This window comes from Ruoffia sp. FAM 26255, assembly GCF_045528525.1.
GTDB lineage: Bacteria > Bacillota > Bacilli > Lactobacillales > Aerococcaceae > Ruoffia > Ruoffia tabacinasalis.
In genome coordinates, this window is sequence record NZ_JBGQQX010000013.1 from 1 (window position 1) to 26,015 (window position 26,015).

The window sequence follows — 26,015 nt, forward strand, 5'->3', positions numbered from 1 at the left end:
AGTTTTATGCAGTATTCAGGCAAATCCAAAGGATTCGGCAGTACATTTAAAGAACCTGTTTTTTAAAACCTTTTAAATGGCCTAGGGAGAAGTGCGCCCAAAATTCGTGAGATGAGACTAAAAAGTTCTTCTTTAGCTTAGAAAATCGATTAAAATATTTTAATTTCGATAAAGTGATCCAAAATTGAAAAATAACGACTAGAATAACTCAATATTTAAAAGTATGAATTATTCAGGATAGTGGCTATTATTTATGTTAAACCTTTGTTGTCTTCAAAGGCTTTTTAATGTAAACTATATAACGATGTTTAGATGATGACTGAATAGTACTATGGCACTTCAGCAGAATATGCTCCTGTCCTTTGGCCGTAGTTATTACTAGCATAGCAATGCTATGACTATAAAGGAGATTGATAAAAAATGGGAAATAATCATCATGTCGATAGTTACTCTAGTTTTGATACACAAGGTTTAGTTAAGGCTGGCTTAGTGACTGCATTATATGTTGTCATTACCATGTTCGTTGCTCCAGTGGCTTATGGACCCATTCAGTTTAGAATTTCAGAAGGTTTAAACTTTATGGGACTTTATAATAAACGCTACATCGCTTCAATTACTTTGGGGGTATTCATCGTGAATGCCATGCAATCTACGATTGTTGATGTGGTTGTTGGGAGTTTCCATACACTCGTTTCATTAATTTTAGCACGTTACTTAGGTAATTTAGCGGTGAAAGCTTTTGGTAAGAAAGTTAAAGACCCAATGATTATTCGTTACGGCGTGATGACTCTTGTCTTTACATTTACAATGTTCATTATCGCGGCTATGTTAATGTATATGGGCTTTTCGGACTTCTTCTGGGAAACTTATGCCTTCTTAGCTTTATCAGAGTTTATCGTGATGACCATCGGTGGATTAATTATGTATTTTTTAATTGCACCACGCATAGATTTTCATAAATAATTTATAATCAAAAGCTCCCTGTCATTTTAATGTCTTGGGAGCTTATTTTTTATTGCTTAATGAATACTTTTAAAAATGGAATCGCGTCTTTAACATATGTGGCAGGTTCTTCTGCATCGTGGTCATCGAACCATTCTTGTGATAGCGAGAATAATCCTGATGCGAATAAGGTTGCTATTTTGTGAATTTCTTCTTCATCGAGTGATTCAAAGTGTTTCTTCAATTGTTGTGAGTGAATGACTTTAAGTTGATCCACGACTAATTGGTTGATTGTCACTATGTATGAGCGTTGGCATTGTGTGGCCAAGCGCATGTGGAAGGAGCATAACTTTTCAAAAAGAGAGACAATGTAGTCTTCATTTAATTGAACTTCACTATACTCTTCACGATTCAATTTCAGTTGGACATCTTCAAATAAAGCTTTCTCCATTAAGTCATATTTGTCTAAGAAATGATTATAAAAAGTTGCTCGGTTTATTAAAGCTTCTTCAGTAATATCTTTGACTGAAATATTTTCGAAGGGTTTTCTTTCAGATAATTGTATAAATGACTCGATGATGGCTTTGCGTGTTCTAGCGACACGTGGATCTATTTTGATTCCCATATCTATCCCTCACTAACTAGTACTTTATAGTCATTTTATCATAAGTGTGATTAAAACAACACTAGGCGGGTATTATCAAATAATAAAAGACGAGTCCTTGCGGATTCGTCTTTTGTGTTTAATTTAGAATTCTTGATACTCTGCTGGATTTTGATCTTTCTGACGGCCATCTTCATGAGACATAGAATTGATCTTAGCTACTTCACCTTCAGATAAATTGAAATCAAAGATATCAATGTTCTGACGCTGTCTTTGATAATTTCCTGATTTTGGAATGGGTAAAAATCCTCTTTGGATGTGCCAACGTAAGATGACTTGATATGCCGTTTTATTATGTGCTTGAGCGATATCTGTAATTAAATCATTCGACATCATGTCAGCCGCTCTTCCGATTGGGCTCCAAGCTTCTGTAATGATACCTTTAGATGCATCGTACTCACGTTGTGCTTCTTGATTAAAGTTTGGATGAGTTTCAACTTGGTTTACTGCTGGTAAAATACCAGTTTCTTTTTCTAAACGGTCAATGTGCTCTGGTAAGAAGTTTGATGTCCCAATTGAGCGAATAAGGCCAAGTTTTTGTGCGTCAATTAATGCTTGCCAGGCTTCGACATATTTATCTTCTATTGGATTCGGCCAGTGGATTAAGTATAAGTCAATATAGTCTAGGCCAGTTCGAGCAATCGATTCTTGAATCGCAATCATTGCTTTATCATACTCATGGTAACGACCCGGTAATTTAGATGTTAATGTGATTTGATCACGGGACACCCCACTATTGCGAATGGCTTTACCTACGATTCCTTCATTTTCATAATTATACGCAGAGTCAATTAATCGGTAACCAGATTGAATCGCCGTTTCAATTTGACGCACTCCTAATTCGCCTCGTAAACCGTAAGTTCCTAAGCCAACTTTAGGAATCGCAAACCCATCATTTAAAATATAATTTTCCATCAATTACAATCACTCCTTTAACCATAATAGTATCACGAAAGCGCTGCTGTGACTAACTTTATGCGCTACTGGGAAGGGATGGTGTGTTTGCGGGACGTCGCGGGTGAGCACCACACTCTGTATTTTCAATTGCGGGACGTCGCGGGTGAGCACGACACTCCGCATTCGCATTTGCGGGACGTCGTGGGGGAGTACGACACTCCGTATTTTCAATTGCGGGACGTCGTAAGTGAGCACGACACTCCGTATTTTCAATTGCGGGACGTCGTGAGGGAGCACGACACTCCGCATTCGCATTTGCGGTACGTCGCGACACTCCACGACGCCCCGCGACCCATAAATCCCTCATAAAACAAGAAAAAACCCACCGATCTGGTGGGTTTCCTCTTTTATAACTAATCTTCTTGATCGAAATCTTTGATTTTCATCAGACGTGTAATTTCTGCCCGTTCGTTTTCGTCAAGTTTCATTTGAATAGTTTTGATTGTTTCTTCCAAGTCTGGAATTGTTCGTTCGTGTAAGGCATTTACTCGGCGTCGCGTTCTTTCGATTTCATTCGCCAATAATTGACTCGTCTTTTCAAGTTCAGCGAGTTTTAACATTTTAGGTAGAACATCACTGAATTCTTGTAAAGTTTCATCTAAGTCTGCGTTCGAGTTGATGTAACCATAGTTCAGTGACTGATCATCTTGGTCATCTGAACTGAAGTGCATTTTAGGCACCTTTACACTCATCATATTTTCCTTACGAACATCTACCGTTACATCGTATTGAGGGACTAAAGAAATCTGTTCTAAATATTCCTCATGCAGTAAAGCTTTTGCCAAGGAAAAGTTTTGCATTCCTTTTTTCAGGTGGCCCTCAACTTCTTGACGATAGGCATTGTTCTCACGAATTAATTCGATAAAACTACGCATTAACCCGTCTTGTTTGTCTTTTAAGACATCATGCCCGCGTGTTGCTAATGCTAAACGGTCTTTCAGACGAGCAAGTTCCATTCTTGTCGGATTAACGTTTAGTTGTGCCATCGCTTATCACCCTTCCTCAGTCTTTGGTAAGTACTGATCCAAGTGTTCCTCACTAATACGAGTTAATTCTGTACGTGGCAAGATACCTAATAAGTCCCAACCAATTGCTAATGTATCTTCAATTGTTCGGTTTGTGTAGTAACCTTGGTTCACGTAACGTTGTTCAAATTCATCTGCAAACTCTAAGTATTTCAAGTCACTGTCCGTTAAGGCAGAGTCCCCTAATACAGAAGCTAAACTTTTCGCTTCTTTACCTTGAGCATACGCAGAGAAAATTTGGTTCATAGTAGATGCGTGGTCCGCACGTGTCTTACCTTCCCCAATCCCGTTATCTTTCAGACGTGATAATGATGGCAAAACATCTACTGGTGGTTCAATACCTTGGTTATACAACTCACGAGATAATAAAATTTGTCCCTCAGTAATATAACCGGTTAAGTCAGGGATCGGGTGAGTGATATCATCTTCCGGCATGGTAACAATTGGAATTTGAGTCACTGATCCGTTAGAACCTTCGATACGACCTGCACGCTCATAAAGTGTCGCTAAGTTTGTGTATAAGTAACCTGGGTAACCACGACGTCCCGGCACTTCACGTCGTGCTGCTGATACTTCACGTAATGCGTTCGCGTAGTTAGTCATATCTGACATAATTACAAGCACGTGCATGTCTTTTTCAAACGCTAAATATTCAGCGGCTGTCAGAGCCATACGTGGTGTTGCGATACGTTCAATAGCTGGGTCATCCGCTAAGTTGATAAATACAACTGAACGGTCGATCGCACCAGTTTCAGTAAAGTCATTAATGAAGAATTCTGCCTCTTCGAAAGTAACCCCGATAGCTGCGAAAACAACCGCGAACTTCTCATCTGAATTGACTACCGACGCTTGACGTGCAATTTGTGCAGCCAAGTCTTGGTGAGGAAGTCCAGATCCAGAGAAGATTGGTAATTTTTGACCACGAACTAATGTGTTTAAATGGTCAATCGTTGATACTCCTGTTTGAACAAATTCGTTTGGATACAGACGTTTAACCGGGTTAATTGCTTGCCCGTTAATATCTAATGATTTCTCAGGAATTAAATCTGGTCCACCATCAGCAATTCGTCCCATACCGTCAAAACGGCGTCCAATAATATCTTCAGACACATCTAATGTTAATGGGTGTCCTAAGAAACGGATTTTTGTATCCATTTTGTTGATTCCTGCTGAACCTTCGAATAATTGAACGACAGCTTTATCGTCTTTAACTTCTAGTACTTGGCCTCGACGTGTTTCGCCGCTACCTAATTGAACATCTACAAGTTCGTCGAATTTTACTCCTTCAACGTCTTGAACCGTAATTAACGGATCGACTATTTCAGTAATACCTCTATAATCTTTTAACACGTTAGACCTCACCTCCATCTTGCATCACTTGTCTTAACGTATCATCAATCGCTTTACGAATTTCTGCGTAAGGCGCTTCTGTGTTATCTTCGATATATTTCATACGTCCGATACGCTCTCTTAAGTTAACTGTTCCATTTAAGATACTGTTAATTGAAGCTCCAAGCTCTAAAGTCTCGCGACCTTTCTCTTCAAAATAAAGAATTGTTTGTAACATTTGAGCTTGTTTCTCTAAGTCCGTAAATGTATCCACATCATCATAAGCGTTTTGTTGTAAGTAGTCTGTACGAATCATTGCGGCTGTTTGTAATTTCAAGCGGTCTGTATCTGATAAAGATTCAACCCCTACTAAACGAACAATTTCTTCTAATTCAGACTCATCTTGTAGTAAAGCACGCGTATGTTTAACCATTGAATCCCAATCGATTCCTAAACGGTTACCCATAATAATATTCATATCTGAAGAATATAATGAGTATGATGTTAACCAGTTTACTGATGGGAAGTGACGACGGCGAGCAAGCGTTGCATCTAGTCCCCAGAACACTTTCGCTACACGCATTGTGTTTTGTGTTACTGGTTCAGATGTATCTCCTCCGGGAGGTGATACCGCTCCAATCGCTGTGATGTCCCCTGTACGTTCTGGTTTACCTAAAGTTTCTACTTTACCAGCACGCTCGTAGTATTCTGCAAGTCGACTACCTAAGTAAGCTGGGTAACCTTCGTCCCCTGGCATCTCTTCTAAACGACCTGAGATTTCACGTAATGCCTCTGCCCAACGAGAAGTTGAATCCGCCATAACGGCAACAGAGTAACCCATATCACGGAAATATTCTGCGATTGTAATCCCTGTATAGATTGACGCTTCACGAGCCGCAACCGGCATATCTGATGTATTGGCAATTAAGATTGTACGGTCCATAATTGATTTACCAGTATGTGGGTCAACTAGTTCTGGGAATTCGTTAATAACCTCTGTCATCTCGTTTCCACGCTCACCACAACCGATATAAACAACGATGTCCACGTCTGCCCATTTAGCAATCTGATGTTGTACAACAGTCTTCCCTGCACCGAATGGTCCAGGAACGGTTGCTGCTCCACCTTTAACTACTGGAAATAATGTATCAATGACACGTTGTCCAGTAATTAATGGCTCATCAGGTGTACGTTTACGTGCAGTTTTACGTCCTTCACGGATTGGTGAAGATTGAATCATGTTAAATTCTTTCACTTCACCATTTTCTAATTCAACAGTGTATAAAGTATCTTCTACTTTGAATTCACCATCTTGAATTGATTTAATTGTTCCTTTTGTACCTACAGGTACCATAATTTTATGTGAGATAACATCAGTTTCAGGAACTTCACCGATGATATCTCCTGATTCGACCATGTCTCCAACTTCAACATTTTTTGTAAAATTCCAAATTGTTTCACGATCTAAAGCTGGTAAGTGAACTCCACGGTCTAAGAATGAATTATTTGATAATTCTGCTAGTTTTTGTAGTGGTCTTTGAATACCATCAAACATTCCAGCAATTAATCCAGGTCCTAATTCAACTGATAATGGTTTTCCTGTAGGTTTTACAGGCTCTCCAGGACCGACCATTGAAGTCTCTTCATAAACTTGTACGTAAACATTTTCGTTACGAATTTGGATAATTTCACCAACTAAGTTAGCGTCACCAACGTAACAAATGTCACGAATTTTTGCGTTATCTAAGCCCTTTGCGACTACCAAAGGACCAGATACTGATACGATTGTTCCAGAATCCAATAATAATACCTCCTATAGAATATTTTGACCGACGGCTTTTTGCACATTTTCTTGAACGCGCTGTAAACCGATACTTTCAGAATCACAATCACTTGGGATTAGAATGAAGGCCGGCATGAATTCATCATCATATTTTTTAATAATATCTGGTATTTGTTGTGCCAGATTTTCAGTAATAAAAATCACACCGTAATCATCTTTTATGATATCTTTGACAACTTGACGTCCTTGTTTTGCGTCCGTTGTGTAAAATACATTCATTCCTAACATCCCGAAAGCGTAAACTGTATCTTTCTCTCCTACGATAGCGATTTTATACTGCATAATCTAATCTCATCCTATCTCTAACAATATCTGATTCAATGTTATTAATTTTACCTGTTAAAACCAATCGGATATTCTTCACTTCAATCTCTTTCGCACTAATGAACGCTAAGACAGGTAACGGACCAAAAACAAGGAATCTTGCTTGTTGTAAATACGTTTCCGTTGCATTATCTATTGCTTGTTCAAAGCGTCTTAAGGAGAATTTTCCTTGATCATCCATTGCTTCAGCTACAATATCACGGTAATCAGGTGAGTCTGAAAAGACACGAATCGCATTCTCCATCCCGCCTTCAGCCACTTCAACAAAGTAATCTGTTGAAATCGCTCCTTCGTTAGTGATTGTTGCTTGTAAGTGTGTTCGACCACGATCATTGGCCATCGCTCTAAAGAATATCGACATATTTGTATTATCAATTAACTTTTCAATATAACGTGTTACGTCATGATCGGCAATCTCTTCCGATAATCGCTTCAAATGATGGACGTAAGCACGGTCTACGAAAATATCAATATCATTCAACCGAGGTGTCTCCGCAAATTCAATTCTTAGATTGTTGATGTTTTGCATATACCATTTTGGTAAAACATCCGATTGTCCTTGAGAAACCGCACGGCGAAATTCATAAATGGGATATAGCCCGATATCAATTAATGTTTGGTCAAAGTCTTTACCCGTAAGTTCTTCTTTGAATAACACTTTGATATTGTGATAAGCATAGCTTAAAGTCATTAATTCTGAAAGTACGGGACTTGGCGATTGATCCATAATCCATTGGTAAGTTTCTTTCAACTCATCCATTAACATATCGTCATACTCTCTCGTTTGAATCGCTTCTTCCATACCATCACGGTAACCGGTGTCGGCTAATACTCGAACAGCATCCTCATAGGTTTTGGCTGATAACATTCGGTCATAGTCACTTTGCTTTAGGAGATTAGTCTCTTGTACGCGAACCGTTGTATTCAACGGTCCATATGAACTATCTTGCATGTAATCCACCTCCTATGATTTTTTGAAAATTTTATCAACGATAAGTGTTTGTAAAGAACTCGCCTTCTCTTCCACTAAGTTATCGAATAAATAATTGTATTCTATACTTCCTTGGCGTAGGACAAAGCCTGCTTTGTCAGCGACTGTCTCATTAGAAACTGTCGCATTCACTTGAAGCGAGTTATTTAATAAGTCACGTGTTTTTTCACCTAAAACAATTTCGTATTGTTCAGGATTTGAATAGTCATTTAGAACACTTTTGATGAATTTTGTTGTTGTTTCAGCATCAAGTTGTTCAAATGAGTGCTTCACTTGAGCAATATAATCGCTTATAATTGCTTGCTTTGTCTCTAATATTTGGTCCCGTTTCTTTAAACTTTCACTGTTAAGCGAAATGTCTAATTGATGTTTGCTCTCTTGTTCAAGATTAAATTTACGTTTAACAAATGTTTGTTTTAGATTTTCTTTTTTAGTTTCCGTTTCGGCCGCTTGCTCTTGTTCGTAAGCGTGGACCGCTTGGTCAACCTTGGCTTGTTCTCGTTCGATAACACTCTTGGTTAATCCATTAATGTCAGCCATCTACTCACTCCTCTCTTGTCTACTTGTAAAAGCAGTAATTAAACTAATAAGAACATAAGTAGAGAAATTACGAATCCTAGAATAGCGTATGTCTCAACCATCGCTGAGAATACAATCCCTTGTGTAGAGTTTTCTGGTCTTTGTGCAATGATTTGCATACCTGCAACTGAAACGCGCCCTTGTGCTGGTCCTGAAGTCAGACCTGTGATTGCTACTGGTAAAGCACACATAACATAGTGCCATCCTGTTGAAGTATCCATTCCAGCATCTAATTGTAATAACATTAATAAACCAATTACGAATCCGTATAAACCTTGTGTCGCTGGTAATAGTTGTAAAACTAATGCTTGTCCAAATAATTCAGGTTTTTCTTTAACTAAAGCTGCAGCAGACTCCCCTGCGATACCTACACCACGTGCTGATCCAATCCCTCCAAAGACTGTCGCAATTGCTGCTCCTAATCCTCCAAATACTAGACCAATGTTTTCTCCGAATAATGTTTGTAGAAATTCCATTTTATTAATTCCTCCTATTTATTGTTATAATTTTTTTGAATCCAAACTTCTTTTTCAAGTGGGCTTAAAGGCTTGAATGCTTTTCCACCTGTTTCATAAAACTTACCAAAGAACTCAACGAATTGCAGACGCATTGAATGCACGTAAGCTCCTAAATAAGTAATGAAGATATTTAGGGCATGTAATGCCAAGAATAATAATATTCCGACTGTGAAACGTACAAACGGCGGTAACAGTCCTACGATAAGATTAAATGCCATACCTATATTCGCTCCCGCAACGGCTAAGGCTGTTAAACGTGTATAACTGACGATATCACCAATCATCCCCGCTAAATCAATTAAACCAAAAGCCCCTTGTCCGAGACCAATCAGTGGGTTTTTCGCTACAATCATATTGACAACAATCATTCCAATCACATTCCCAAGTAATAGTACTAAACCAATAGTATTTAAAAGAGGAATTTCAAGAATGAAGTTGATCGCTAGTATTGCCCCACCAATGAGCATCAAAATTTGTTGTAGTGCATCTAAATAAGAACTACCATAATCTTTTTCTTTCAATGTTAGATAGAACTTTAATGAATAACCCACTAACAAATGAACTAAACCTAACGCAACAGAGAATATCATCACTTCAATAACTTGTGATGATAAATTCATCACACCAAATGGTAGTGAGAATCCAAAGAAACTTCCAAAAAATAAGCCAACTAGAATTGTTCCAACTGACATATAGTTAAATGATTTCAAGGTTTTTCTCATACCTGGGTTTAATTCGAAAAACATAATGGGTATGAATGTTGCGATAAACAGTAATAATCCGTACCCTACATCTGCACTCATTAATCCAAAGAATAACACTTGAGAAAATGAGAAAAACGGTGTTGGGTCGATTGAGTTATACTTCGGTGTTCCATATTGAAGAGTTAAAGTTTCAAAGGGTGTACTAAACGCACTATTCTTCAACTTCACTGGAACTTCATCTAAGTTATCTTCTTCAGGATCAACATCATATGTAAAGATTGCAAGGTTGTCTTCACCAATTACATGATTAATATTCACGATATTATCTGATACTTCGTCTGCATCCATCCACCCTTTAAGAATAAATAAATGAGAACTATCTAGTAATAATTGACTCGCTTTCTCACGTTCGATTAAGTTCGCATAATATTCTTGAGCTAATTTTAAATTACTCAATAATTGACGATTAGATTTGAAACGCTTCACAAGTTCGGATTGCTCTTCGATCATTCTTTTACGTGTACTTAGTACCTCTTGAAGTTCTTCTTTTGGTAACTTATCGTACTCGTAATCTAATTCAGTGAAATTCGAACGTCTGACGACTTCTTGAACATCCTCTTGATGTTCTTTAGAAAACACAATCGTGTAACCGCTTGTATCTTCAGTGTAGTATACCTCTTGAACCAATACTTCATCAGTAACGTTCATTAAGTTGTCTATGAATTCAGTTGAATCTTCAGTATCAATCGAACCAACAACGACATCAAAATGCTTAAAGTCATCAGACTGCTTAAGTGAGAAGTCTAAGTTAGTCCATTTTCTAAGAAAACGTTCCTTCTCTTCAAGTTCTGTAATCGCTTGCCTTAACTGTTCCAACTCGGAACGTTTTTCGCTAACCAGTCTTAGCAGTGACTCAAGATTCATTGAATTTACTTCTGTTTCAAGTTCTTGCAGCGAGTAAACTTTACGTTTCTCTCGCATTCGTTTGATAAAAGACGGTTGTGATCCGTATTGTTTCAGAAATTCTATTGCGTCTTCAATCTTATTTAGAGTGTAACGATTCAGTTTTGAATCTTCTGAATTCAATGACGCACCGTCAAAGAAGATATCAAGATCTGCTTCCTCCACTTCTTCAAAAGGGACGATTTCAATTCCTTTTAATTCTTGAAGGGATTCGAGTAATAATTCTTTATTCGCTTGCTCCGCGATGATTGTTACCCGCTTCATGACTGAAATTGCCATATTGACTCATAACCTCCTTTATTCCAGCTTGAATGAGTTCTCCTTTATGAGTTTGATAATCATCTTGGGCATGTCGCCGATAATTATCCACTTCATAATTCACTCTTTCACGGACTTCGGCTAATTCTTGATTTCTTTCTTGCTCCAATTCAGAAGCAACGCCATCAAGCGACTGCTCTAATTCTTTGCGATAAGTTTCAATTTTTTCTTTTTCATTTTCACGAATCGCTTCTTTTTTATCCGCTAATTCTACTTTCATAGAATCAATTAAATTTTCAGCTTCTCTTACTTTTCCAATTATATCCTTGCTCAATTTTTACTCACCCCTAACATTTTTAAGTATATCATAAAAAATGTTCACACCCTAGCCCTATGCGGAAAGTTACCCCTTTTTTCTGAAAAAAGTCGCGTTCCTTCCTATTTAAATATTATTTAATTTTACTTGCTAATTTCTGTCCATTATGTGAATTATTCTGACATAGCTCTCTGAATCGACGTCATTTTGTATTTTTTAATTATACTTTTATATTTAACTAAAAATTTAATCGTATATCAGATGAATTTTCATTCATAAAAAAAGAAGCATTCTTACATGCTTCTTCAACTTCATAACTTATCTTGAATATGGAACGTCGGTTCTCATCACTACTTGTTGGCGTTCATTGTGGATTTCTGCACCAAATGGGAAGAGTGCGAGTTTCACTAATTTGAACTGTTGTAAGCCAAATGGAATCCCAATAATGGTCACACATAATATTAAGCCACTAAATAAATGCATAGCTGCGATTTCAATTCCGCCAAAAATAATCCATAAAATATTCATAAGGAAACTTCCCCCACTATTACTGTGGTAAACTTCACGTCCCATGGGCCATGCAGATAGACTCGCAATCTTAAAACATTGAATCCCAACTGGAATTCCAATAATTGTTATACACCAGAGCAAACCAATGAAGCCCCAGGTGATAAAATTAATAAAGCCTCCAAAGATAAACCAAATTAAATTACCTAAAAATTTCATATATAATCAATTCCTTTCAACTTGTACTTCCTTACAATACTAAGTATATACGAAATTCTGCCTTCTGTTATCATCCTTGAGACGTAATTTTGAAAGAATTGTTAAACAATTCCTAAATCTTCTAATGTTGAAAAGAAGTAATATATTTGCTGACGCCAGTCATGCCAATCATGGGCAACATCATGTCCCCAATAGTCAAACCAGCCTGGAATTCCTTTAGCATTGAATACTTCATCTAATTTACGTGTTGCTGTGACGTGCGGTCCTTCCCAATCGCCTTGACCAACTGAGACAATGAATTGATTCTGTCGGTATTGATCTAAGAACCATGGATCAGACATATTCCACAAGAAATCAATCGGAGAATTCTCATAAGTAGCAATATCGCTACCAAATTCGCCGGTAAAGTATCTCGCATCATAAACACCACTTTGTGAGATGGTTAGTCCAATAATATCCGGATGTCTTAAGGCAAACAGCATTGAGTGGAAGCCACCCATACTGCAACCAGTCGCAATCATCTTCCCGTCCCATTGTGATTCATGTCGGACTAAGGGAATGAACTCATGCACTAAATACTTATCATACTGATTATGTGCTTTTGCCTTATCGTGTGCTGATTTACCAGTGTCATTCCAAGATTCTGAATCGATACTGCTCACAGTATAAAGATGAATTTGTCCTGATTCGATGAAACCACTTAAAGTTTCTACCATCTTAAAGTCAGCATACTCATCCTTACTCCCACCACTTGATGGGAATACAATCACTGGCGTACCGCCATGCCCATAACGGTTAAAATACATTTCACGGCCTAAATGCCCACTATAATGACTTCTTGCTTCAAAATGCATTGTTTACGCCTCCTGTCTTTGAGCGATGGTTTTAAGCATTTCATTAATTTTCTTTTCTGATGGCGACTTCATAATAAATCCTATATCTCCCATTGCTTTAGCAAAAACACCTGGAATTTGTACAATGTTTACTAATTCTTTACTGTACTTATCTTTAATTTCTTCATTCGTAAACTTATAATTTAAATGATTTTTTCGTGAGACATAAATCACATGATATGGTCGTGTAATTTCTGCTTCAAATCGATTATCTTTAACAAAATTTGCATATTCTTTAAAAATATCAAAATCATTCGCATAGTTGAACATATCGATTGTAGCGCCTCCGGGTGGTCGGCAGTTCACTTCTAATCCATATAAAGAACCATCTTTTAATCTAAAGAATTCAAAGTGGAAGAAACGCTCTTTTATTTCAAAGGCTTTTACACATTTTTTACCGAATTCAGCAAGATCCGTAGGTATCTCTCGCTTAATATGGTAATACATATCTGTATCTTGGGTAACAATATCTAAGATAGGTTTATCATTGATTAAAGTAGATGAGAAGACGATATTTCCATCCCGGTCTGTTAAACCATCAAAGGTTACAATTTGTCCATCAATGAATTCTTCCATAATGTAAGGCACCTCTGGTTGTTTAACCTTAAAGAATTCATCTAGTTCTTTTTCGTTTTTGACTTTAAACGTATCGTTTGCACCAACACCAGTATCTGGTTTAATAATGACTGGATACTTTAGACTTTTAATTAGTTTTTTCGCATCGGCTTTATCTGATATGACACGGCCTTTAGCTACAGGTATCTTTAGTTCACGAAAGACTTCTTTCATCGTTGATTTATATTTAATCAAGCGAATATTGCGATTATTATAACCGAAGACATTGAAATCTGTCCGCAACTTTGCATCAAGTTCTAACCAGTGCTCGTTATGCGATTCGATGCGGTCAATTTTACCGTATTTAAACGCAAAGTAAGCAACAGCTCTATACATTTGATCATAATCATCCATATTATCGACGCGATAATATTCTGTTAAACTATCTCTCAACGATTGACTCAAATTCTCATAAGGTTCATCTGCAATACCTAAGGTATTAATGCCTTTTACCTTTAAACGAACTGCGAATGTTTCAAAGTTCGATGGAAAATGAGGTGAAATCATGACAAAATTTATTTTCTCGTTCATACCAATGCCTCTTTTCTAAAGTTGATTTCTCATCATTGTTATTGATTTTACTTATAAAAATTATACCATATTAATGAGAATAACTCTAATTCATTTTTAATCTTCTTGCTATATTATTTTACTGGATCGAAAGTATTGACCGTATTAAATTTAGGTGTATACTTTAGATAAATATAATATTTGGGAATGAAGGGCTCCCTTGCCTACGGGCAAAACCGTCTTAAAGACTAATGACTTCTGCATGCTTATTTGAGTGTGTAGAAGTCTTTTTTATATTATTGGAGGGATAAAATGTTAGTAAGTGTAGCGTTGATATTAGTGAGTGGCGTTGTCTTGGAGTATACTTTAAAGAAGCTAAAACTCCCTGCTTTATTAGGTTATTTAATAGCCGGAATATTATTAGGCCCTTTTGGTTTAAATCTTGTTGATTCAGATTTATTACGATTAAGTCCTGACATTCGTCAAGTCGCGTTGATTGTTATCTTAACTCGCGCAGGTTTGTCATTGGATATTAAGCGACTGTTAGAGGTGGGTCGCCCAGCTATCATGATGTGTTTTGTGCCGGCAACCGTTGAGATTATGACTTCGATGATCTTTGGACCTTTGTTTTTTGGCTTTTCTTTAATCCAATCTTTATTGATTGGTGCAATATTAGCAGCGGTCTCTCCAGCGGTAGTCGTCCCACGCATGGTAGATTTAATTCAAACGCATCGGGGTACGAAAAAGCAAGTGCCGCAAATGATATTAGCGGGTGCTTCTTTAGATGATGTCTTTGTTTTAGTTTTATTTTCAGCCTTTTTAACGATTGCTTTAGGAGGTTCTGTCTCAGCTTGGACATTTATGCAAGTGCCTGTTTCAATTATTGCAGGAATTTTTGGCGGGGCAGTCCTAGGTTATTTATTGAATGTCTTATTTGTTTACATTCAATTGAAGCGTGTATTTCAAGTTATGATCCTCTTAGCAAGTGGGATGGTATTGATGCGTTTGGAAACAGTTTTTACAGGTTTATTTTCAGGAATTCTTGCGGTCATCGCAATGAATATTATGATTCGGACTCAATCTGAAAAGTTATCTAATGACTTATCAGGTTCTTTTAACCAAATTTGGTTTGTCGCTGAGATTTTTCTATTCTTTTTAGTCGGTGTGAGTGTCAATCCGGCAAATGCTTTGTCTTATGGATTCTTACCGATACTCTTTATCATTCTTCTCTCTCTGTGTCGCTTATTTATTGGTGTGAGACTTTGTTTGCTTAATACACCTTTTAATAAGAAAGAGAAGAGATTTGTACTCATGAGTTATTTACCTAAAGCAACGGTTCAAGCTGCTATTGGGAGTGTGCCTTTAGCAAACGGAATGGCTGGTGGAGAATTGATGTTAACTCTCGCAGTCTTGTCAATCTTAATTACAGCGCCCATTGGAGCCATCGGGATGGATTATTTCGCACCGAGATTATTGACAAATGACAGTGAATAAACAGTTTCGGTCGTCTGTTTTAGGATAGAGAACATTTTCACAATATATTCCGCGATAATAGGGCTTTATTCTGTTTCAATTTAAATATAAATCTGTTACAATGAAAACAATTACAAGAATCAAAGGTGGTGGATAATTTTTGATTGAACTCGTGAATACAACGAAGCGATTTGAAGGAAAATCTGGCTCGTTTCTCGCAGTAGACAATATAAGTTTAAGCATTAAAGACCAAGAAGTTTTTGGTGTGGTCGGAGAAAGTGGTGCAGGAAAATCAACCCTTGTGCGTTTTATTAATGCTTTAGAACGCCCAGATAGTGGACATGTTTTGGTCGATAATGTTGAGGTGCTGTCTTTAAGTAAAGGAGAACTTCAATATTTCCGTAAAGATATTGGTATGATTTTCCAGCAATTTAATCTATTAAATAATAAGACCGTCGCTGAAAATGTACATTTAGCGCTTGAGATACATCCTTACGATGACCCTTTGTCGGTGGATGAAGTTCTAAGTTTTGTAGGACTCAGTGATAAAAAGGATCACTACCCTAGCCAATTATCGGGTGGTCAAAAACAACGGGTTGGTATCGCGCGTGCTTTAGTGACGCGTCCGAAAATATTATTATGTGATGAGCCAACGTCTGCTTTAGATGCGAAGATGACGGATGAGATTGTGTCGGTATTAAAACGTGCGCACGCTAAATTCAATATGACCATTGTGATTGTGACCCATGAACTTGATGTGATAAAAGCGATGTGTCACCGCACGGCTATCTTAGAGCATGGAAAATTGGTTGATGTGCTAGATATTAAAGAATCTGATTATATACCAGAAGCTAAAAGTTATCACGACCGAGTGTTGGAGGTGCTAACAGATGACTGAGTCGATTCAAATATATTTAGATCGGGTGATTGAGTTCGCACCGAGACTGATTGAGAGTTTGCAAGAATCGGGTATTATGCTGAGCTTGGCATCAGTGGCTGCTATCTTTATTGGTATTCCTTTAGGTACCTTGCTTTATTTAACCGCTCCTGGTAAGCCGAGTGAGAACCTTTGGATTTATCAGATTTGTAATATTTTCGTGAATATTGTTCGTTCGTTTCCGTTCCTACTACTTGTCGTTGCAATGCAACCCGCTATTCGTGCCTTGTATGGCCGAGCAACTGGCGATCCCATCGCAGCGTCCTTTCCAATGATGTTAATTGCAATCGCACTTTATGCTCGCTTTGTGGAGCAGTCGTTATTAGAGATTCCTAAAGGTGTCATCGAAGTGGCTGACGCTATGGGCGCTTCTACGAATCAACTCGTAACCAAATTCTTATTTGTCGAGTCGAGAAGCTCACTCATTATCGGTTTTACGACCGCCTTTGTTAGTTTTATCTCTTACTCAACGATTATGGGTGTTGTAGGAGGAGGTGGAATCGGCGACTTTGCGATCCGATACGGTTATCAGCGTTACGAGACTGATATTATGTATACGGCCATCGTAGTGATTATCATTTTTGTACAAATTATTCAATGGTTAGGTTTAAAATTAGCTAAGAAATTAGATAAACGCTAGAAGGCGTATTAAATTTAAAGGAGAATGTAAATGTTTAAAAAAAGTTTATTAGTTAGCGCGTTAGCATTATTAGTTGGAGGTTTTGCTCCAGCAGCCGAGAATGTGTCAGCTCAAGAAGAGGAAAATGTATTAAAAGTTGCTTCTCACTTACCTCCAATGACTGATGTCGTTGAAATCGCTAGTGAAGTTATTGCAGAACCATATTCAATCGAATTAGTTGAGGTTTCTGACAACATTCAATATAACGAAGCTTTATTAAATGATGAAGTCTACGCAAACTTTGCTCAACACGAGCCATTCGCTGAAATTTTTAACGAAGAGCGCGATGGAGACTTAGTTGCAATCCAACCGGTTTATAATGCAGTGGTTGGTTTCTACTCATCGGTTTACGATTCAATTGACCAAATTGAAGATGGTGCTGAAGTCGCAATTCCTTCAGATATTACAAACGAAGGTCGTGCATTATTAATTTTAGAAGATCATGATTTAATTTCTTTAAATGATGAGGCTGGTTTATTCCCAACTGTTGCTGATATTGAAGAGAACCCTCATAACTTAGAGTTCACTCACATTGACTTATTAAATTTAACAGGTGCTTATGAAGATGGGATTGAATTAGTATTCAACTACCCTACTTACATCGCAAGTATTGATTTAACAACTGATGACGCATTAATCTTAGAAGACGAAGATGATAATACTTATGCAATTCAACTAGTTATTCGTGAAGGAAATCTTGATACTGACGCTACAGAAGCACTTCAAGCCGCTTTTACTTCTCCAAAAGTATTAGAATTCCTAGATGACCTTGCTACTGAAAAACACCTTGCGCCAGCGTTTAGCTTAGATGGTGAAGAAGATGAAGAAGACGCAGATGAGGAAAGTTCTGAGTCAGAAGAAAAGTCTGCTGAATAATTTGATATTTTTTACACAAGCAGTGCTTATTGAAAAATAAGTGCTGTTTTTTTGTGGTGTGGTTGAGTTGGCGTGTCCTTGTGAATTTTTATGGGATGCGTTTTAGTGTTTTGGTGCCTTGAGATTTTCTCAGGGATTCTTTTCGCCCTTTTGGTGCCTTGAGATTTCCTCAGGGATACTTTTCGCCGTTTTAGTGCCTTGAGATTTTCTCAGGGATACTTTTCGCCGTTTTGGTGCCTTGAGATTTTCTCAGGGATACTTTTCGCCGTTTTGGTGCCTTGACATTTTCTCAGGGATGCTTTTCGCCCTTTTGGTGCCTTGAGATTTTCTCAGGGATTCTTTTCGGCCTTTTGGTGCCTTGACATTTTCTCAAGGACATATTTATCCTCGAAAAATTCAAATATAAGTCTCTGGGCTGATAGTTTTATGGTATATTTACTGTAAAATAATTATGATAACATTGAAAGGACTGATCTTATGACAGATTGGTGGAAAGATATTAAGCGTGTCCTCATGGGGCTTGCCGCTATATTAGGTTTACTATTCATCGTATTCGTTATTAATCAATTTATATTACTTTATCAGTTTCTGTCCTTACTTCATCCGATACTTGCTATTATTGTATTGAGTGTCATTGGAATTGGTATTCTATATTACATCTATTCGATTTCAAAACAATTATTGAAAAGTCCGAAAGTATTGGAATTGGAAGATGATGCGACGGAAGAAGAGTATGACGAGTACATTGACAAAACGCTGGATTTATTAAAGAAAAATCCTCGTCTGGTCAATCTTGAAGTCGATGAGGAATTGCCGAAACAAGAGCAAGTGGAGTTGTATTTTAAAGAATTAGACGAATTATCAATGCCTCTTATCAAGCAAAATGCGAACGCGATTTTCCTAAGTACGGCGATTTCACAAAATGGTTCCCTAGACAGCCTTGTTGTTCTATTCTCTTTACTGAGAATGGTTTGGCAAATTGCGCGAATTTATGAAACACGTCCGTCTCTTGCCAGCTTAGCCAAATTATATATGCAAGTGGCGAGTGTTGTATTAATGGCGCGTACTATAGAAGATGCAGATTTAATTGAGTATCAATTAGAACCACTGATTACAACCATCGTTGGTGAAAGTATTGCCTCAGCCATTCCAGGTATGGTGCCCATCGCTAATCTAGTCGTGAGTTCATTAATGGAAGGTGCTGTAAACTCATTCTTGACTATGCGTGTTGGTATTATTACCCAAGATTTCCTCGGACATATTCGCCCTACCGACAAACATAATATTCGTCGCTCTGCTTCATTGCAGTCAATGAAATTTATGGGATCAATTATTAAAGACAATAGTAAAGTGGTCGTTAAGACTGTTGGCAATGCTGTTCGTAAAGCAAGTGTTGGAACAGCTAAACGTTGGTTTAACTTTGGTGAAAGTAAATAGTGTATCAAAATAAAAAGGATTGTTACCAACGCATAGGCAACAATCCTTTTTTAACTAATCTTGTTTCTTTCCATCTTTTGTATAACTAATCACCTTTGCATCACGATTCTCGGCGATTTCTTTGGCGCGCTCTATTGCGTCTGCTCTAATATCAAAAGTATCACTCGCTCTTTCGGCGTCGACTGTCTTCACTTTCCACTGTTCTTCTTCATAAAAAACTTCAACATCATTATCTATTAAGTCAGGATTCGCACTGCTTGTATCGTGTTCATCGTCTTTTTGAGGATTCGCTTCTTTATCAAAGTCGTCGCGTTCGCTTTGGCTTGCATTTTTGTACCAATCTTTTCCTTCATTTATTGCAATCGGGATGGCACGATCATCTTCATAACCACTCTCTTCGAGGGCATTTGCGATGTCTATGATTTTCTTTCGTAATAAGGGTTCAAAGTTTTTCAATGAGTCTGGGTAATCTTGCATATTCCATGGCATTGTCATCACTCCTTCTCTCTAACCTTACTATACTACTTAACAATGGATAATCCTATTAATTGCATTTGGATGTATTTTCAAACTATAATATATTGTAAAGGGGAGATCTAAATGAAAATAGCAATTATTGGTGCAACAGGAAAAGCTGGAACTGAATTATTCAACGAAGCTACAAAGCGTGACCACGAAGTAACTGCCGTAGTTAGAAACGCAGAAAAAGCGGAGGAGCTTTTAGGCTCGGATGCAAATACAATTGTGAAAGATGCTTTTGATCTGACCCATGACGACTTACATGGCTTTGATGTTATTGTAAATGCGTTTGCGACTGCTCCTCAAACTGCTTATTTACACGTTGATTTAGCTACAAAATTAATTCACTTATTCCGTGAAACGACGTCTACACGTCTGTTCTTTATTCTAGGTGCTGGTAGCTTACTTGATGAAAATGATGAGCTGTTTGTCGAAACGATTCGTCAAGATCCTAATTCATCTGCCTTTATTAATGTCCCAGAAGCGCAACTTCAAGAGTTAAACTTCTTACGTGATGTAAACGATGTAAAATGGGTTGGTGTATCTCCAGGGGCTCAACTTATTGAAGGTGAGCAAACAAATTACACGTCAGGAATCGACCATATCTTACAAAATGATAATGGCGAATCAATCACAACTTACAGTACGCTTGCGAAAGCAATTATAGATGAGGTTGAAGCACCTAAGTATCATAAACAACGATTTACAGTTATTAATAAATAAACATAAAATTAACCGCCTTGAGGCTAGACCACAAGGCGGTTTTTAATTTGTGTTATAAAGCTTCTAACTTCTTCATCAGTAACAAACTTCCGAGTAAATTTGACGGAATTCCTTGATCCATCGCAACATTGGATAGAACGACAACACCAACACCTTCCGCTTTATTAAAGCCAATGTAAGAGGTGTAACCACCGGTTCCTCCGTCATGCCAAATAATATCCTCCTCTTGATTGAGCATCCATTGATAAGCAACGGCATCAATTCGAATTCCTAAATCGCCATTGTCACCTGAAGTGGCATTCACTTCACTGAGCGGATCATGAGACGCTTGAATTTCAGCATTCGCTTCTGAAAGTTGCAAGTCCAAGTAACTTAACATGTCCTCGATGTTTGATATTAAAGCCCCTGCCGGGACATATGCTTCCGTGTCTTTTGACCAGCACCAGTTATTTCCTAATGTCGTTTCTTCCTCAAATAAATACGTCTCTTCTAGTCTTAAGTCTTCACTTAGATAATTTTCCAGTAACACAGCATAATTTTCCTCGTAAATACTATCCAAGACCAGTCCTAATACACCGGCATTAAAATTCGAATATTGAAAAGCTTGCTCGCCTACTTTAGTCGGATTTTCAGCAACTTCTTCAAGCATCATCTCGCGGGTCACACCATGATATGGGTTAGCGCCTTGTGTTAAATTATCAATGATGATTTCATTTTCAAAGAAAGTGGGGTATCCGGATGTATGAGTCAGTATTTGTCGGATGGTTGGGTAGTCAGTATCTTCCGGTAGGTTTAAATACTCACTGATTGAGTCGTCGATGTTTAATAAACCCTCTTCAACCGCGCGAGCAACTAAAGTACCGGTAAAAGTTTTAGTGATCGAGCCGACTTCATAAGCATGTATTGGCTTTGACTCATCTATACCCTCTTTTGTAAAAACTTGAAATTCTGATTGCCCCTGATCTATGTAGCCAACCGTAATAACCGCATCGTCACTAGCATTCACGGCTTGTTCAATTAGACTATCGAAGGTCGGTACGTCTTGGGCAAAGCTCGGTACGGTTATAAAAGCTGAAAGCATAATGATCGTAGCCAAGCCCCATTTAATGAACCGACGATGTAATCTCAACATAATAAACTCCTCTAATTAACGTAATTTGATCTGCCCTCTATTATACTGAAACATCTGGACAATATAACCCTTTATGCATAAAAAAAGATTCCCGTACTGTGACGAGAATCTGAGTCATGATATTAATCTAAATAATTAGTTTTCGTTGAATCTAACCAGGCGTAACCTAAGCCCATGATGAGCCCGCCTCCGATATAGTTAGCAACAAATACAAGCAACCAATGCATGATGACATTACCGAAAGTGAAGCTGTCAATGACACCCGGATTTGTGAACATAACTAATGAAAAGCCACCAAAGTTCGCAATCACGTGTTCGAAGCCAAAATAACAAAAGATAAATATAATTGCTACAACAAATAAGATTTTGGCGCTCGTTTCTTTAATTCGGACCGATCCAATAATGGCAATATTCACTAGAATATTTGCGATGATTCCGTCGAAAAACATGGCTCCATATGGTTTGGCTAGCTTTGTTTCAATCGCATTATACATATAATGTGTTGCCTCTAAATTGCTAAATAAAGTGGTGCGACTCAACATAAAAGCAATTGCCATACTCCCCAGTAAATTAAATAACGTACACACTAGCAAAATACCCACTGCAGACCGCGCTGGAATCGCTTTGCGGTATGTGGCATTTGTTAAAAACATCATATTAGATGTGGCTAATTCTCCATTGAGTAAGATAATCGTCACTAAGCCCCATGGGAAAAGAAGCGCATAAATGGCCCGACCAATGACTAGATCAATGCCACTAAAGTGGTTGGCAGCAATAAAGGCCACCGCTGATCCTAAGGTCAAATACATTCCTGCATACATCGCTCTCACAGCATATCTGAGAAATTCTGAGCGGTATAAGCTTTCTTTTTTCTTAGCAACGTCATCGATATAATTATTCATCCTAATCTATCTCCCCCATAAATTTTACACTATTACTATAGCACATTTTTTATGAGATAGAAGCAATTCCATAAAATTTATTTATAAAAATTTCGAAATATTAAAAGCCACCGAGGACTTAATCACAGTTTCATATCCGTGATTCAAGCACCTAAATGACTTTCATAATATATATTAAACAATTTCAGCAACTGATTCTTTAACTTCTAAGTAGCCCATTTCAATGGCTTGTTGACGTAATTCATCTCTAAATTTTGGATGAGCAATATTAATTAATGCTTCTGTACGTTCAAAAACTGTCTTCCCTTTCAATTGTGCTGCTCCATATTCTGTTACGACTGTATCAATATCATTTTTTGTCGTTGATACGGGTGATCCTGCGTGGAGAACTGGCACTATCGTTGAGATTGAATCATTCTTGGCTGTTGAATAAAGGCATATAATTCCTTTACCTGCCTTAGATAAGCGCACCCCTTTTGTAAAGTCAGATTGGCCACCTGTAGAAGAATAATAAGTATCTTGAACACGTTCAGAGTTACATTGTCCTAAGAAATCAACTTGAACTGTTGAATTAATCGCAACGAGATTGTCAATTTCACTAATTGTTGTAAAGCTATTCGTAACGTCACATGGTTGCATGTAAATATCTGGGTTATAGTTCATAAAGTCATATAGACGTTTTGATCCAATCGCAAATGTTGAAACTGTCTTCCCTTTTAACTGTGGTTTGTGTTGGTTACTGATGACGTTATTTTTATATAGGTCGACGGCTTTGTCAGATAACATTTCTGTATGTAAACCTAAGTCTTTTTTCGTCATTAAATATTTCATAACGGCGTTTGGCATTGAACCAAAACCAATTTGTAAGGTTGCTTTATCTGGAACCATGTCGGCAATTATTTCACCGATGGCTAAGTTTTTGTCACTTAATTTTGGTTCAGGCAAGGTTGTTAAGTCACAATTATTTTCAATCAAGGCATCGACATCACTCACGTGAATGTGGTTTGAATCGCCATATGTGTAAGGCATGTTTTCATTTACTTCTAGAATGATTTTCTTCGCGTGTTTTAATAAAGGTCCAACATAAGAAACACTTGTCCCTAATGAGAAGTAACCCTCTTTATCCATCGGTGATACTGTTGCCATAATCACTGGCGCAGAGTCACGTTGTAGTAGTAGTGATGGAATATCTGAGAAGTGATTTGGTAATAAATCTACTCTGTGTGTATTAAAATCTTTACGGTCAGCACCTGATAAGAAGATTGATACTTGTTTCAATTGCTCTTTCGGAAAAGCTAACGTCGGTGTACTTGGTAACATACGGTATAATGTGTTGTTTTCCAGTGTTGTTAATGAGCTTAAAGCTTCATGTAAGGCAGCCGGTTCACCGGGTGTAATTGGGTAAACAAGTGAATCATTGGCTTCGATTAATTTTACTGCTTCAAGAGCTGTCGTTAGCTTCTCGTTTTATAGCGCTGTCATTTTATCAGTCATTTAGTTAAACTCCTTCTCTCAGTATATTATTGTCCTTTAAATTTACTTGAGCGTTTCTCGATGAAGGCAGACATTCCTTCAGTTTGATCTTCTGTGGCAAAGCAGAGACCAAATACGTCTGCTTCTAAAGTCAAAGCGTGATCTAATGGTATTTCTAAGCCTTTATCAATCACAACTTTAGCTTGTTGAACGGCAAAGGGGGCATTTTTTAAGATAGCTTGTGCCAGTGTTTCAGCTTCTGTAAGCAAGGCTTCGGGAGCAACGACTTTATTTACTAAGCCGATTTTTTCTGCTTCGTCTGCTTTAATGTTTTTACCAGTGAAGATTAATTCTTTCGCTTTAGCAACACCGACTAAGCGGCTTAATCTTTGTGTTCCACCAAAACCTGGAATAATTCCTAATGAAACTTCTGGTTGACCAATCTTCATTGTTTCTGAAACGATACGCATATCACAAGCTAAAGCGAGTTCACTCCCGCCACCTAAGGCGAAGCCGTTAACTGCCGCAATCGTTGGTTGCGGTAATTTGCTAAGTTTAGCAAAGACCGCATTCCCTAATTCTGAGAATTCTTTTCCTTCGATTGGATTTTTTTGGCTCATTTCTTTAATGTTAGCCCCTGCAACAAAGGCTTTTTCTCCAGCCCCTGTGACAATCAATACTTGGATAGCTTCATTCGATTCAATTTCAGTTAATGCTGTATTTAATTCTTGCAACACTTCACTGTCCAAGGCGTTTAATGCTTTTGGTTGGTTAATCGTTAAATATCCGATACGGTCTTTTACTTCAATCATTAATTTGTTGTATGAATTCATTTAGACGCTCCTTTTATTTACTATAGTCGTAGAAACCTTTACCTGTTTTACGGCCGAGTAAGCCTGCTTCAACGTGTTTAACTAATAGAGGTGCTGGGCGGTATTTAGAATCTTTAAAGCCTTCATATAACACTTCCATAATTGATAATGTCACATCTAAACCGATTAAATCTGCTAAGGCTAATGGGCCAATCGGGTGATTTGCGCCAGCTTTCATTGCATTATCAATCTCTTGGGCAGTTGAGATACCTTCACTTAATACAAAAATCGCTTCATTGATCATTGGGATTAAGATACGGTTTACGACAAAGCCTGGTGAGTCTTTTACTTCAACAATCGTTTTATTTAAGCTTTCACCTACAGCTTTAATCGCGTCAACTGTATCTGCATCCGTTGTTAGACCGATGTTGATTTCTAATAATTTCATTACGGGTACTGGATTGAAGAAGTGCATTCCCACGACTTTATTCGGGCGTTTTGTCACTGCCGCAATCTCTGTAATTGATAATGATGACGTGTTCGTTGCTAAAATAGTCTCTTCAGGGGCAATGTCATCTAATTGTCTGAAAATATTTAATTTCAATTCACGGTTCTCTGTCGCTGCTTCAACAACTAATTCAACTTCTTTAGCCTGTGCATAATCTGTTGATGGAATAATGTTAGCCATTGTATCATCAAGTTCTGCTTGAGTTAGACGTTCTTTGTCAACTTGGCGTTGTAATTGAGTTTGAATTTTTTCAATACTTTTAGTGACAAATTCTTCTTTAATATCATTTAAAAATACTTTATACCCAGCTTGAGCGAGTACTTGGGCAATTCCGCTTCCCATTTGTCCTGATCCGATGACCATTACTTGTTTAATTTTTTGCATCTT

27 protein-coding genes and 1 riboswitch are annotated in these 26,015 nt (G+C 37.7%); of the genes, 7 read left to right on the plus strand and 20 right to left on the minus strand.

Translation table 11 applies throughout. The annotated features are described in order from the left end of the window. The first annotated feature begins 420 nt into the window (after positions 1-420). Entirely contained in the window at positions 421-963 is a 543-nt protein-coding gene (locus ACEN31_RS04005) for a QueT transporter family protein (protein ID WP_407108708.1), read from the plus strand. A gap of 49 nt (positions 964-1,012) precedes the next feature. Here the strand turns inward: ACEN31_RS04005 and ACEN31_RS04010 are convergent, their stop codons facing one another. From ACEN31_RS04010 to ACEN31_RS04075, 14 genes are all read right to left on the minus strand, one after another. After that, the gene (locus tag ACEN31_RS04010) at positions 1,013-1,567 is read right to left on the minus strand and encodes a TetR/AcrR family transcriptional regulator (RefSeq protein WP_407108709.1); all 555 of its coding nucleotides are present in this window, start codon (positions 1,565-1,567) and stop codon (positions 1,013-1,015) included. A gap of 123 nt (positions 1,568-1,690) precedes the next feature. Beyond that, positions 1,691-2,521 (minus strand): aldo/keto reductase, encoded by an 831-nt coding sequence (locus ACEN31_RS04015; protein WP_407094527.1) that lies wholly within the window; start codon positions 2,519-2,521, stop codon positions 1,691-1,693. 395 nt (positions 2,522-2,916) lie between these two features. Then, complete coding sequence (locus ACEN31_RS04020) at positions 2,917-3,549, minus strand: V-type ATP synthase subunit D (protein WP_407089335.1); 633 nt, start codon at positions 3,547-3,549, stop codon at positions 2,917-2,919. A 6-nt stretch (positions 3,550-3,555) separates the two neighbouring features. After that, entirely contained in the window at positions 3,556-4,956 is a 1,401-nt protein-coding gene (locus ACEN31_RS04025; protein WP_138404713.1) for a V-type ATP synthase subunit B, read from the minus strand. Next, positions 4,940-6,718: a V-type ATP synthase subunit A gene (locus tag ACEN31_RS04030; RefSeq protein WP_138404714.1), complete on the minus strand. Its 1,779-nt coding sequence runs from the start codon at positions 6,716-6,718 to the stop codon at positions 4,940-4,942. The genes ACEN31_RS04025 and ACEN31_RS04030 overlap by 17 nt, the downstream gene beginning before the upstream one ends. Positions 6,719-6,730: 12 nt before the next feature. Next, positions 6,731-7,042: a V-type ATP synthase subunit F gene (locus ACEN31_RS04035; RefSeq protein ID WP_138404715.1), complete on the minus strand. Its 312-nt coding sequence runs from the start codon at positions 7,040-7,042 to the stop codon at positions 6,731-6,733. Next, positions 7,032-8,036, minus strand: coding sequence for a V-type ATPase subunit (locus ACEN31_RS04040; protein WP_138404716.1), 1,005 nt, complete (start codon positions 8,034-8,036; stop codon positions 7,032-7,034). The genes ACEN31_RS04035 and ACEN31_RS04040 overlap by 11 nt, the downstream gene beginning before the upstream one ends. A gap of 12 nt (positions 8,037-8,048) precedes the next feature. After that, a complete protein-coding gene (locus ACEN31_RS04045; protein WP_138404717.1) occupies positions 8,049-8,615 on the minus strand; it encodes a hypothetical protein in 567 nt (188 codons plus the stop codon). 38 nt (positions 8,616-8,653) lie between these two features. Then, complete coding sequence (locus tag ACEN31_RS04050; RefSeq protein WP_138404718.1) at positions 8,654-9,130, minus strand: V-type ATP synthase subunit K; 477 nt, start codon at positions 9,128-9,130, stop codon at positions 8,654-8,656. 14 nt (positions 9,131-9,144) lie between these two features. Beyond that, positions 9,145-11,118 carry a V-type ATP synthase subunit I gene (locus tag ACEN31_RS04055; RefSeq protein ID WP_407089334.1) on the minus strand — a complete coding sequence of 658 codons (1,974 nt, stop codon included), beginning with the start codon at positions 11,116-11,118 and terminating at the stop codon, positions 9,145-9,147. Then, on the minus strand, positions 11,066-11,431 hold the full coding sequence (locus ACEN31_RS04060; protein ID WP_407089333.1) for a hypothetical protein: 366 nt from the start codon (positions 11,429-11,431) through the stop codon (positions 11,066-11,068). The genes ACEN31_RS04055 and ACEN31_RS04060 overlap by 53 nt, the downstream gene beginning before the upstream one ends. A 300-nt stretch (positions 11,432-11,731) precedes the next feature. After that, positions 11,732-12,139 carry a YccF domain-containing protein gene (locus tag ACEN31_RS04065; protein WP_138405451.1) on the minus strand — a complete coding sequence of 136 codons (408 nt, stop codon included), beginning with the start codon at positions 12,137-12,139 and terminating at the stop codon, positions 11,732-11,734. Positions 12,140-12,240: 101 nt separating this feature from the next. Beyond that, entirely contained in the window at positions 12,241-12,993 is a 753-nt protein-coding gene (locus ACEN31_RS04070; protein WP_197104277.1) for an esterase family protein, read from the minus strand. Positions 12,994-12,996: 3 nt separating this feature from the next. Continuing rightward, on the minus strand, positions 12,997-14,178 hold the full coding sequence (locus ACEN31_RS04075) for an acetyl-CoA carboxylase biotin carboxylase subunit family protein (protein ID WP_407093540.1): 1,182 nt from the start codon (positions 14,176-14,178) through the stop codon (positions 12,997-12,999). A gap of 173 nt (positions 14,179-14,351) precedes the next feature. Next, positions 14,352-14,425, plus strand: a riboswitch (Fluoride riboswitch). Between the two features lie 44 nt (positions 14,426-14,469). Between ACEN31_RS04075 and ACEN31_RS04080 the strand changes: the two genes are divergently transcribed. The 5 genes from ACEN31_RS04080 (at position 14,470) to ACEN31_RS04100 (ending at position 19,559) form a co-directional block, all read left to right on the plus strand. Further along, complete coding sequence (locus ACEN31_RS04080; RefSeq protein ID WP_407089331.1) at positions 14,470-15,651, plus strand: cation:proton antiporter; 1,182 nt, start codon at positions 14,470-14,472, stop codon at positions 15,649-15,651. 139 nt (positions 15,652-15,790) lie between these two features. Next, positions 15,791-16,528 (plus strand): methionine ABC transporter ATP-binding protein, encoded by a 738-nt coding sequence (locus ACEN31_RS04085; RefSeq protein ID WP_407089330.1) that lies wholly within the window; start codon positions 15,791-15,793, stop codon positions 16,526-16,528. Next, on the plus strand, positions 16,521-17,207 hold the full coding sequence (locus tag ACEN31_RS04090; protein WP_338487782.1) for an ABC transporter permease subunit: 687 nt from the start codon (positions 16,521-16,523) through the stop codon (positions 17,205-17,207). Before ACEN31_RS04085 ends, ACEN31_RS04090 begins: the two co-directional genes overlap by 8 nt. A gap of 30 nt (positions 17,208-17,237) precedes the next feature. Next, complete coding sequence (locus ACEN31_RS04095; protein ID WP_407108711.1) at positions 17,238-18,122, plus strand: MetQ/NlpA family ABC transporter substrate-binding protein; 885 nt, start codon at positions 17,238-17,240, stop codon at positions 18,120-18,122. 477 nt (positions 18,123-18,599) lie between these two features. Next, positions 18,600-19,559, plus strand: coding sequence for a DUF697 domain-containing protein (locus ACEN31_RS04100; protein ID WP_407108712.1), 960 nt, complete (start codon positions 18,600-18,602; stop codon positions 19,557-19,559). Positions 19,560-19,613: 54 nt separating this feature from the next. Here the strand turns inward: ACEN31_RS04100 and ACEN31_RS04105 are convergent, their stop codons facing one another. Next, on the minus strand, positions 19,614-20,048 hold the full coding sequence (locus tag ACEN31_RS04105) for a DUF2188 domain-containing protein (protein WP_407108713.1): 435 nt from the start codon (positions 20,046-20,048) through the stop codon (positions 19,614-19,616). A gap of 111 nt (positions 20,049-20,159) precedes the next feature. On the opposite strand from ACEN31_RS04105, the gene ACEN31_RS04110 reads away from it, so the two are divergent. Further along, on the plus strand, positions 20,160-20,801 hold the full coding sequence (locus ACEN31_RS04110) for an NAD(P)-dependent oxidoreductase (RefSeq protein WP_407108714.1): 642 nt from the start codon (positions 20,160-20,162) through the stop codon (positions 20,799-20,801). A gap of 52 nt (positions 20,802-20,853) precedes the next feature. Here ACEN31_RS04110 and ACEN31_RS04115 read toward each other — a convergent pair whose 3' ends face one another. The 5 genes from ACEN31_RS04115 to ACEN31_RS04135 all read right to left on the minus strand — a co-directional run bounded on the left by ACEN31_RS04115 (position 20,854) and on the right by ACEN31_RS04135 (position 26,012). Then, on the minus strand, positions 20,854-21,933 hold the full coding sequence (locus ACEN31_RS04115; RefSeq protein WP_407108715.1) for a serine hydrolase domain-containing protein: 1,080 nt from the start codon (positions 21,931-21,933) through the stop codon (positions 20,854-20,856). A 122-nt stretch (positions 21,934-22,055) separates the two neighbouring features. Further along, on the minus strand, positions 22,056-22,835 hold the full coding sequence (locus ACEN31_RS04120) for a formate/nitrite transporter family protein (protein ID WP_407108716.1): 780 nt from the start codon (positions 22,833-22,835) through the stop codon (positions 22,056-22,058). Positions 22,836-23,009: 174 nt separating this feature from the next. Then, positions 23,010-24,155, minus strand: coding sequence for an acetyl-CoA hydrolase/transferase family protein (locus ACEN31_RS04125; RefSeq protein ID WP_407108717.1), 1,146 nt, complete (start codon positions 24,153-24,155; stop codon positions 23,010-23,012). A gap of 200 nt (positions 24,156-24,355) precedes the next feature. Next, the gene (locus tag ACEN31_RS04130; RefSeq protein WP_407108718.1) at positions 24,356-25,141 is read right to left on the minus strand and encodes an enoyl-CoA hydratase-related protein; all 786 of its coding nucleotides are present in this window, start codon (positions 25,139-25,141) and stop codon (positions 24,356-24,358) included. Positions 25,142-25,154: 13 nt separating this feature from the next. Continuing rightward, complete coding sequence (locus ACEN31_RS04135) at positions 25,155-26,012, minus strand: 3-hydroxybutyryl-CoA dehydrogenase (RefSeq protein ID WP_407108719.1); 858 nt, start codon at positions 26,010-26,012, stop codon at positions 25,155-25,157. Between the last annotated feature and the right edge of the window lie 3 nt (positions 26,013-26,015).